Source organism: Dactylosporangium sucinum (assembly GCF_014647515.1).
Classification (GTDB): domain Bacteria; phylum Actinomycetota; class Actinomycetes; order Mycobacteriales; family Micromonosporaceae; genus Dactylosporangium; species Dactylosporangium sucinum.
Map to the genome: position 1 here is coordinate 36,813 of NZ_BMPI01000082.1, position 9,080 is coordinate 45,892.

Annotated in this window: 8 protein-coding genes; all 8 read right to left on the reverse strand. The window is 72.3% G+C overall.

Annotation, left to right across the window (positions count from 1 at the left end; all coding sequences use genetic code 11):
- Positions 1–50: 50 nt before the first annotated feature.
- Positions 51–764 carry an N-acetylmannosamine-6-phosphate 2-epimerase gene (locus IEZ31_RS48150; protein WP_190256848.1) on the reverse strand — a complete coding sequence of 238 codons (714 nt, stop codon included), beginning with the start codon at positions 762–764 and terminating at the stop codon, positions 51–53.
- Positions 761–1,756: an ROK family protein gene (locus IEZ31_RS48155; RefSeq protein WP_190256849.1), complete on the reverse strand. Its 996-nt coding sequence runs from the start codon at positions 1,754–1,756 to the stop codon at positions 761–763. The genes IEZ31_RS48150 and IEZ31_RS48155 overlap by 4 nt, the downstream gene beginning before the upstream one ends.
- Positions 1,753–2,724 (reverse strand): dihydrodipicolinate synthase family protein, encoded by a 972-nt coding sequence (locus IEZ31_RS48160; RefSeq protein WP_190256850.1) that lies wholly within the window; start codon positions 2,722–2,724, stop codon positions 1,753–1,755. Before IEZ31_RS48160 ends, IEZ31_RS48155 begins: the two co-directional genes overlap by 4 nt.
- Positions 2,721–3,770, reverse strand: coding sequence for an oligopeptide/dipeptide ABC transporter ATP-binding protein (locus IEZ31_RS48165; RefSeq protein WP_190256851.1), 1,050 nt, complete (start codon positions 3,768–3,770; stop codon positions 2,721–2,723). The genes IEZ31_RS48160 and IEZ31_RS48165 overlap by 4 nt, the downstream gene beginning before the upstream one ends.
- On the reverse strand, positions 3,763–5,712 hold the full coding sequence (locus tag IEZ31_RS48170; RefSeq protein WP_190256852.1) for a dipeptide/oligopeptide/nickel ABC transporter permease/ATP-binding protein: 1,950 nt from the start codon (positions 5,710–5,712) through the stop codon (positions 3,763–3,765). The genes IEZ31_RS48165 and IEZ31_RS48170 overlap by 8 nt, the downstream gene beginning before the upstream one ends.
- On the reverse strand, positions 5,709–6,671 hold the full coding sequence (locus tag IEZ31_RS48175) for an ABC transporter permease (protein ID WP_190256853.1): 963 nt from the start codon (positions 6,669–6,671) through the stop codon (positions 5,709–5,711). The genes IEZ31_RS48170 and IEZ31_RS48175 overlap by 4 nt, the downstream gene beginning before the upstream one ends.
- Positions 6,672–6,780: 109 nt before the next feature.
- Complete coding sequence (locus tag IEZ31_RS48180; RefSeq protein ID WP_190256854.1) at positions 6,781–8,367, reverse strand: ABC transporter substrate-binding protein; 1,587 nt, start codon at positions 8,365–8,367, stop codon at positions 6,781–6,783.
- 287 nt (positions 8,368–8,654) lie between these two features.
- The coding region (locus IEZ31_RS48185) for a FadR/GntR family transcriptional regulator (RefSeq protein ID WP_190256855.1) at positions 8,655–9,080 on the reverse strand (426 nt) is incomplete at its 5' end.

The window sequence follows — 9,080 nt, forward strand, 5'->3', positions numbered from 1 at the left end:
CTGCTGGTGTGAGCAGGCGAAGGGCGGCCGCCGCGGCGGGGCCGACATCGTCAGTGGCCCGTGGTCACGGGTGCGGGCCGGTCGGTCGCGTCGGCGAACCTTCGGGTGATCCAGACCGGGTCGGTGATGGCGGTGCCGACGACCACGGCGGCGGCACCGGCCTCCAGGGCTTCGCGGACGTGGTCGAACCGGTGGTAGCGCCCCTCGGCGACGATCGGCACGGTGGACAGCTCAGCGGCCAGGTGACGGACGAGGGCGAGGTCCGGTCCGGCGGTCTGCGGGCTGTACGGGGTGTACCCGGACAGGGTGGTCGCGACCAGGTCGGCACCGGCCGAGGCCGCCGCGACGCCCTCGGCCACCGTGGACACGTCGGCCATGACGATGCCGCCGGCGTTGTGTACCGCCTCGACCGTCTCGCGCAGTCCGGCGCCGTCGGGGCGGGGACGCGTCGTGGCGTCGGTCGCCACCACGGCCGCGCCGGCGGCGAGCACCTCCAGGGCGTCGGCAACGGTCGGGGTGATGAAGACCCCGCTGGTGCCGCGCTTGGTCAGGCCGATGACCGGCACCGTGACGGCGGCGGCCACGGCACGCACGTCGGCGATACCGCCGACCCCTCCGCAGCGCACCGCGGTGGCTCCGCCGGCCACCGCGGCCTCCGCGAGCCGCCGGATCGTGGACGTGTCCCGCAGCGGATGCTCGTGTCCGGCCTGGCAGGAGACGATGAGCCCGCCGTGGATCGTGGCCATGAGGTCCGTGAGGTTCATACCTGCTCCTGTGCGAGGGTTCCGTCGTTGACTGCGTCGTTCCGGCCGTTTCCGGCCACGGCCCCGCGCGCCAGGCGCGCCGCGCCCAGCAGCGCGACGTCCACGCCCGCGGCCGGGACGAGGACCGGCACCGACCGCAGGGGTGGGAGCGCCTCGGCCCGCAACGCCTCGCGGGCCGTGTCGGTGAACTCGGCGATGTTGAGCGCGACGCCACCGCCGAGGGTGACGGCGTCGACGTCGACCGCCGCGACCAGGCCGGCCAGGGCGCGGCCGAGCAGCTGCCCGGCGGCGCGGATCACGGCGTCCGCAACGCGGTCGCCCGCCCGCATCCGTGCGGCTACCTCCGTGAGTGGCAGCACGCCGCCACCGGTGTGTTCGGCGTAGGCGGCGGCGATGGCGGGACCAGCGACGACGGCCTCGAGATGGTCGTGGCGGCCGCAGCCGCACGGCATCGCACCGCGGGCCGGCACCAGCAGATGGGCGAGCTCGCCGCTGCTGGCGTGCGGGCCGGACCACGCGGCACCGTGCCGCAGCAGCGCTCCCCCGACGCCGGTGCCGATCGAGACGTGCAGCACCTCGCGGTGCGGCGCCACCGCCGGATCGCGTGCGGTGCCGATGGCGGCGACGCGGACGTCGTTGGCGACGGCGAGCGGCAGCCCGGTGCGGTGGCGCAGTTCGTCGCCGAGCGGGGTGCCCGCCCAGCCGGGCAGGATGTCCGTGGCCGAGCGTACCGCCCCTGTCGCCGGGTCGATGACGCCCGGCGCGCCGACGCCTGCGGCGCGCACCGTAACGCCCAGCCGGTCGGCGTGGCGGCGCAGGTCGTCGACGAGCCCGGCGACGGCGGCGAGGACCGCCGGCGTGCCGGCGGGGGTGGCGACCCGCGTCCGCCGCAGGATTCGGTCGGCGTCGTCGACCAGCCCGGCCGCGATCTTCGTACCGCCGATGTCGACCGCGATCCACGCACCGCGGCCCGATGCGTTCGCGTCGGTCACAGCAGTCCCGTCGCCACCAACGTGTTCCGCACGAGGTCGACCTCGGCGTCGTCGAGCGGGATCTGCGGCGGTGCGGTGACCGCGTGGTCGATGACACCGCGCAGCCGCAGGGCCGTCTTGAACGCGCCGAGTGCCGACGAGCCGCGCCCCATCCGCGTCGGCGAGCCGGCCTGCACGATGCGCATCAGCCGCAGCAGCCGCTCCTGTTCCCGTCCGGCCCCCTCCCAGTCACCGGCGCAGGCATGCCCGTAGAGCTTCGCGTAGCCGTGCGGGTCGACGTTGCCGAGGCCGGGGACGACGCCGTCGGCGCCCATCCGCAGCGCGCTGTCCACGGTCAGCTCCGAGCCCGTGAGCACGCTGAAGCTCGTCAGCCCGGCGTCGCGGCGCGCGACGAGCAGGTCCCGCAGGGCCGCGTCGTCGCCGGTGGAGTCCTTCAGCCCGGCGAGCACCCCGTCGGCCGCGAGCCGCAGGATCATCTGCGGGTCGAGCTTGGTGTGCACCGAGACCGGCAGGTCGTAGGCGTACAGCGGGGCGTCGCACCGCTCGGCGATGCGCCGCAGGTGCAGCTCCACCTCGGCGGGGTGGGTCCGGGTGTAGAAGGGCGCGGTGGCGACGATGCCGGCGCATCCGGCGCGCACGGCGCGATCGGCGTGGTCGAGCACCCGCAGCGTCGTCATGTCGATGACCCCCACCAGCACCGGCACCTGCCCGGCGACGTGGCGCATGACCGCGTCGACGACCACGGCACGGTGCCGGTCGGGCAGGAAGGCCACCTCGCTCGAGGAGCCGAGCACGAACAGCCCGTCCACGCCGCCGTCCAGCTGGAAGTCGACCAACCGCAGCAGCGACGCGACGTCGACCTCCAGATCGGGGGTGAGTGGCGTGCACACCGGCGGCACCACGCCGGTGAGTCCCCGGGGTACCAGGGGTTCCGGCGCGGTCGCGGACGTGGCCGTGCTGATGGTCATGCGGGCTCCTCAACTGGTCGGGCCGCGCCGGGCGCTGGAACAGCGCCACGGTGCAGGTCCGAGGGGTCGGTGACGGGATGGAAGCAGCGATAGCGGTGGGATGTGGTGGCGGCGTCGCCGGTGTACGGCGGCATGGCCGTGGCGCACGCTTCGGTCGAGCGCCAGCATCGGGTGCGGAACGGACATCCCGACGGTGGATGCACCGCGGACGGGACCGGACCGCTCAGCGGGATGGGTTGCATCGGCCGCAGCAGGCCCGGCGTGGCGGAGAACAGCGCCTGCGTGTACGGGTGCCGGCCGTGCTCGATGCGCGCGACCGGCAGCTCCTCCACCACCCGGCCGAGGTACATGGTGACGATCCGGTCCGACACGCGCCGGACCGTCTGCAGGTCGTGCGACACGAACACCATCGCGAGCCCGAGCCGCTCGCGCAGGTCCATGAGCAGGTTGAGGATCTGCGCCCGCACCGACACGTCGAGCGCCGAGGTGGGCTCGTCGGCGACGAGCAGCGCCGGTTCCAGGGCCAGGGCGCGCGCGATGGCCACCCGCTGCCGCTGTCCACCGGAGAGGTGCGCGGGCAGCGCGTCGCGCGCGGACGCCGGCAGGCCGACGAGGTGCATCAGCTCGGTGACCCGTCGCATGCGGTCGCGCTGGCCACGCCACCGTTGCACGTCGAGCGGATCGGCGATGATCCGTTCGACCGGCAGGCGGCGGTTGAGCGACGTCGAGGGATCCTGGAAGACCATCCCGACGGTCCGGCCGATGTGCCGCCGACGCTGCGCGGTGCTCATCTGCCAGATGTCGCGGCCGCCGACGCACACCGTTCCCGAGGTCGGCCGCTGCAGACCGACCAGCACCTTCACCAGGGTCGACTTGCCGCAGCCGGACTCGCCCACCACGCCGACCGTCTCACCGGCGGCAACGGTGACATCGGCGCCGGTGAGGGCGTGCACCCGGTCGCGGGTCAGGAAGGAACTGCCGGGGGCCCGGTGTTCGACGCTGACCTCGCGCAGCTCGGCCAGGATCGCGGAGGGTCGGTCACTCATGGACGGCCGCCTTCACATCGGTGTCGCGTGGTGCGGGGTGGTGGCATGCCGTGAGGTGGCCGTTGAGCTCGGCGAGCGGGGGCCGCACCCGGGCGCAGATCTCGGTCGCGCTCGGGCAGCGGTCGGCGAAGCGGCAGCCGGCCGGGAAGTCGGCCGGCGAGGGCACCGTCCCGCTGATCTGCACCAGCCGCGGCGCCTGGGACTCCAGCGACAGCACGGAGCCCAACAGGCCGCGGGTGTAGTGATGGGCCGGCGCGGCGAGCACCGCCGCGGTCGCACCCTGCTCGACGATGTGCCCGCCGTACATCACCGCGATCCGGTCGCAGACGTCGCTGACGAGGGCCAGGTCGTGGGAGACGAGGATGAGCGCGAAGCCGAGCTCGGCACGCAGCCGGAGCAGCAACTCGATGACCTGGGCCTGGACGGTGACGTCGAGCGCGGTGGTCGGTTCGTCGGCGACGACCAGCTTGGGGTCGCGGGCCAGCGCCATCGCGATGACGACCCGCTGCCGCTGCCCGCCGGACAGCTCGTGCGGGTAGGACGACAGCGTCCGGGCCGGGTCCAGCCCGACGAGCGTCATCAGCTCCTGCGCGGTGCGGGTGCCGCCGCGGCGGACGACCTGCTTGAGCTGCGACCGGACGGTCATCGACGGGTTGAGCGCGGACAGCGCGTCCTGGTAGATCATCGCGATCTGCCGGCCCATCACGGCCCGCCGCGCGGAGCCGCGCATGCCGAGCAGGTCCGTCCCGGCGAAGTCGAGGGTGCCGCCGACCCTGGCGCCCCGCGGCTGCAGGCCCATCACCGTCAGCGCGGTCAGCGACTTGCCGCAGCCGGACTCGCCGATGAGCCCGAGCACCTCGCCGGGCCGGACGTCGAAGCTCACCCCGTCGACGATGTCGACGCCGTTGTGGCTGCCGGGAAAGCCGACGCGGAGGTCGCGGACGGACAGGATCGGCGCCGCGGTGATCGGCGGGCGCGCCGCAGCGGCGAGCCTCGCAGCGGCCTCGGCCAGGCCGGGCAGCCCGACGGGCGGCCGGTCATCGGTGGTCGCCGTGTCGATCGGCTCCCCGGCGCCTGGGCGGCGCCGACCGGTCGGCGCCGCCCAGGCGTCGGAGATGCCCTCGGCCAGGATGTTCAGGCTCAGCACGGTGCACAGGATCAGCGCGCCCGGGAAGAACGTGGCCCACCAGCCGCGGCTGGCGAGCATCTGCTGTCCGTAGGCGATGACGCTGCCCCACGACGATGGGCCGGCCTCGGGCTGGAGGCCGCCGCCGATGAACGACAGCGACGCTTCGAAGACGATCGCGTTGGCCACCATGATCGTGGCGTACACGAGGATCGGCGCGGCGCAGTTGCGCGCGACGTGCCGCACGACGATGTGCCAGCGCCCGGCGCCGATCACCCGCTCGGCGGCGACGTAGTCCTCGTGGTACTGAGCGGCCACGTTCGCCCTGACCAGCCGCGCGATCTGCGGGGTGAAGACGAACCCGATGGCACCCACGAGCACCGGGACGCTGTCGTGGCCGTACGCGACGACCAGGATCGCGGCGAGCACGATGGTGGGGAACGCCATCACGACGTCCAGCGCGCGCATGATGATCTCGTCGACGAGGCGGCGGCTGGTCGCCGCGACCGCGCCCAGGACCGCGCCGACGAGCAGCGCCAGCCCCGCGGAGCAGAAGCCGACGACCAGGGAACGGCGGGTGCCGGCGACCAGGCGGGAGTAGATGTCCCTGCCGAGCCGGTCGACGCCGAACCAGTAGTCCCCGTTCGGTCCGGTCGACGGCGCGGCGAGTGCGACCTGTGCGGGGTCGTGCCTGACCAGCCAGGGTGCGGCGATCCCGACGGCGACGACCACCAGCAGGAAGCCGAGGCAGATCTTGGCCAGCAGTGGCAGGCGCCGGTATCCGGCGCCGGCGGCGTGGACGGCACGCGCGATCATCCGTGCGCTCCTCGGAGACGGGGATTGGCCGCCAGATACAACAGATCGACGACAAGGTTCACGATCACGAAGCCGAGCGCGATGGTGATCACCAGTCCTCGTGCCAGACCGATGTCGTTCTGCTGTACCGCGCTCATGATCTGGGTGCCCATCCCGGGCAGCGTGAAGATGGTTTCGATGATGATCGCGCCACCGATGAGGTAGCCGACCTGCAGGCCGAGCACGGTCATCGGGGTCAGCAGGGCGTTGCGCAGCACGTTGCGGCCGACCACCACGACCGGTGGCAGCCCGGCGCCGATCGCGGTGCGCACGTAGTCCTTGTCCAGTTCCTCGACCATCGAGGTCCGCACGACCCGGGCCAGCGCGCAGCCGGTCGGCACCGCCAACGCGACGGCGGGCAGGATGAGATGCTGCAGCCAGTCGCCCACCGACTCCGACGGCGGCACGTAGTGGCCGCTGGGCAGCGATCCGCCCCCGATGGTCGACAGCCGCTGGATGAGCAGGATCGCCAGCCAGAACGACGGGATGGAGATGCCGGCCATCGACAACAGCCGGGTGAGCTGGTCGGGCCAGCGGTCGCGGTAGAGCGCACCGGTCACGCCCAGCACGAGCGCCACGACGATCGCGCCGAGGACACCGAGGAACGTCAGTTGCAGCGTGACCGGCAGCGCCTCGGAGATCACCGAGCTGATCGGCACGTTCAGTGAGAAGGTGTTGCCGAGGTCGCCGTGCAGCAACGCCCACAGGTAGTCCAGGTAGCGCACCAACAGCGGCCGGTCCAGACCGTTCGCCCGGTTGAACGCCGCGATCTGCTCGGCCGTCGCCTGGTTGCCCAGCACGGAGATGGCGGCGTTGTTCGGCGACATCGCCATGATGAGGAAGATGAACAGGATGATGCCGAGCATCAGCGGGATCAGTGCCGAAAGCCGGCGCAGGACGATGCCGAGGAGAGCATTCACCCGCCGCTCCTTCCGTTGTCGGTGTGCGCCGCCGGGGTCGGGGCCGGCTCGGTGAACCCGGGCCGGCCGTCGCCCGACGGCGCACGGTCACACTCGATGGGACGGCGGTTCACGCCCGCGACGCACCGAGGAAGTACAGGCCGGTGGTCGCGGCGCCCTGGAAGTCCTTGAGCTTGGCCGGGTCGTAGGCCGTCACCATCTTGACGTGGAAGACCGGGTACAGCGGCGCCTCGTCGGCGATGAGGTCGAGGGCCTGCTTCCACAGCGCGGTCTGCTCGGATCCGGAGGCCTTCGCGGCCGACTCGATGAGCTGGGCGCACTGCTTGGCCGCGTCGTTGGTCCACCGGTGGCGGTCCTTGGTCCAGGTCTGGTTGACGTAGAACCAGCGCAGCAGCAGGTCCACGTCGGGGCCGAACACGGTGGGGTCGCCGGACGCGGCGAGCACCCGGAAGTTCGGGCCCGGCACGACGTTGCCGTAGATCGCCGACGACGGCATGGTGTTGAGCGTCGCGGTCACACCGATCGCCTTCCAGGCGTCGATGATCACCGGGGCGCTGTCCTTGATGAACGCCGCGTCGGTCGTGTGCAGCTCGAACGACAGGTTGCTCGCGCCGGCCGCGGCGAGCAGGCTCTTGGCCTTGTCGGGGTCGTAGTCGTAGACGGTGGCCGCCTTCTGGTAGCCGGCGTTGCCGGCGTCCAGGTAGCTCGACGCCGCCGTCCCGTAGCCCTGCAGCGCCGTCTTCACGACCTTGTCCGCGTCGATGGCGTAGTGCAGCGCCTGGCGGACCCGCTTGTCACTGAACGGCGCGGCGGCGCAGTTGAACATCAGGAACAGGTGGTTGAACGCCTGCTTCTCCTCGACCTTGCGGTCGGCGCCGACGCTCTTGACGTCGAGGTACGGCACCGCCTCGATCACCTGGGACGAGCTGCCCCGCAGGTCGTTGAGGCGGGCGGTGCCGTCGGTGCTGGTCCGCAGCGTGATCTTCTCGACCTTCGCCGGGCGGGGACCGTTGTAGTTGGTGTTGACGCCCATCACGACGCCGGCGGTGGCGTTGGCGCTCATCACGGTGAACGGCCCCGAGCCGATGGGTGCGGTGTCGAATGCCTTGGACGCGGCGGCGTCGCCGGTCTTCGCCTTCGGAACGATCTTGATGACCGCGATCCGCTGCGGGAACAGGCTGAACGGGTGCTTGAGGGTGAACTCCGCGGTGCGCTGGTCCTTCGCGGTGACCTTGTCGACGAAGGTGATGAAGCCCGCCATCAGCGCCTTGTTGGCCGGGTCGAGCGCCCGCTGGAACGACCACGCCACGTCGTCGGCGGTCACGGACGAACCGTCGGAGAACTTCGCCCCCTCGCGGAGCTGCACGGTCCAGGTCAGCCCGTCCGCGCTCACCGTCGGCTGGGCGGCGGCCAGCGCCAGGTACGGCTGCCGGGTGATCGGGTCGAGGTCGATCAACGCTTCGAAGACGTGCTGGTTGACCGCCGTGGCCACGGCGCTGGAGGCGTTCATCGGGTCGAAGCCGCTGGACAAGGTGAAGGCGAGGGTGGCCTCGATCGTCTTGCCGGCGGCGCCGCCGGAGTCGCCGGCACCGCCGCCGCACGCGCCCAGTCCACCGGTGATGGCGGTCGCCGCGCCGAAGATGCCCGCGTAGCGCAGGACGTCACGGCGGGACAGGCCGCCAAGGCTTTGCTTCATGCCCACTCCCGAAGATGTAAGACGTCGTACGTCTGATTAATCGTAGGCGGTACGTTAGGAGCCCGGCCCGGAAGGGGTCAAGGGCGGCGGCGGAACCATCGGTAACGGATCTGCAACGTCGATCATGACCGCGTCGCCGCTGCCGCCGACGCCACCACCAGCGCGTTTTCGCGGGCGCACCGCCTGAACGCGGCTCGCGCACCCGGGCGTCGACCGGGGCATCGAGCGTCACGCCACGCCATCTCGGAGCGCGTCAGGCGAGCACGCCGACTCGGCGCGGCGGCGGGTCAGGTCCGTTCGGCGGCGGCGATGCGCCTGCGCACCGGCGCGTAGTGGGCCACCACGGCGGCGGCGAACGCGCCGGCGTCACGGCCGCGGGCCGCCTCGACCATGGCGCGATGGGCGGCGACGGTGTCGGCGTCCTCCTCCGGGCTGGACACGCCGAGGTACGGCGCGACGATCGCGTGGACGTCCCAGAATGCCGCGGTGAGCTGGCTGACGAGCTGGTTGCCGAGGGGTTGCATGAGCAGCCGATGGAACGTCCGGTCGGCCTCCACCTGCGCCGCGCTGCCGGGTGGGCACTGCTCCAGGTTCACCATGGCCTGCTCCAGGTCGGCCAGGTGCTCCTCGTCGAGGCGCTCGATGATCCGTGCGGCCATGCCTTCTTCGAACAGTTGGCGCACCTCGACGAGGTCGAGCAGGGCCCGGACGTC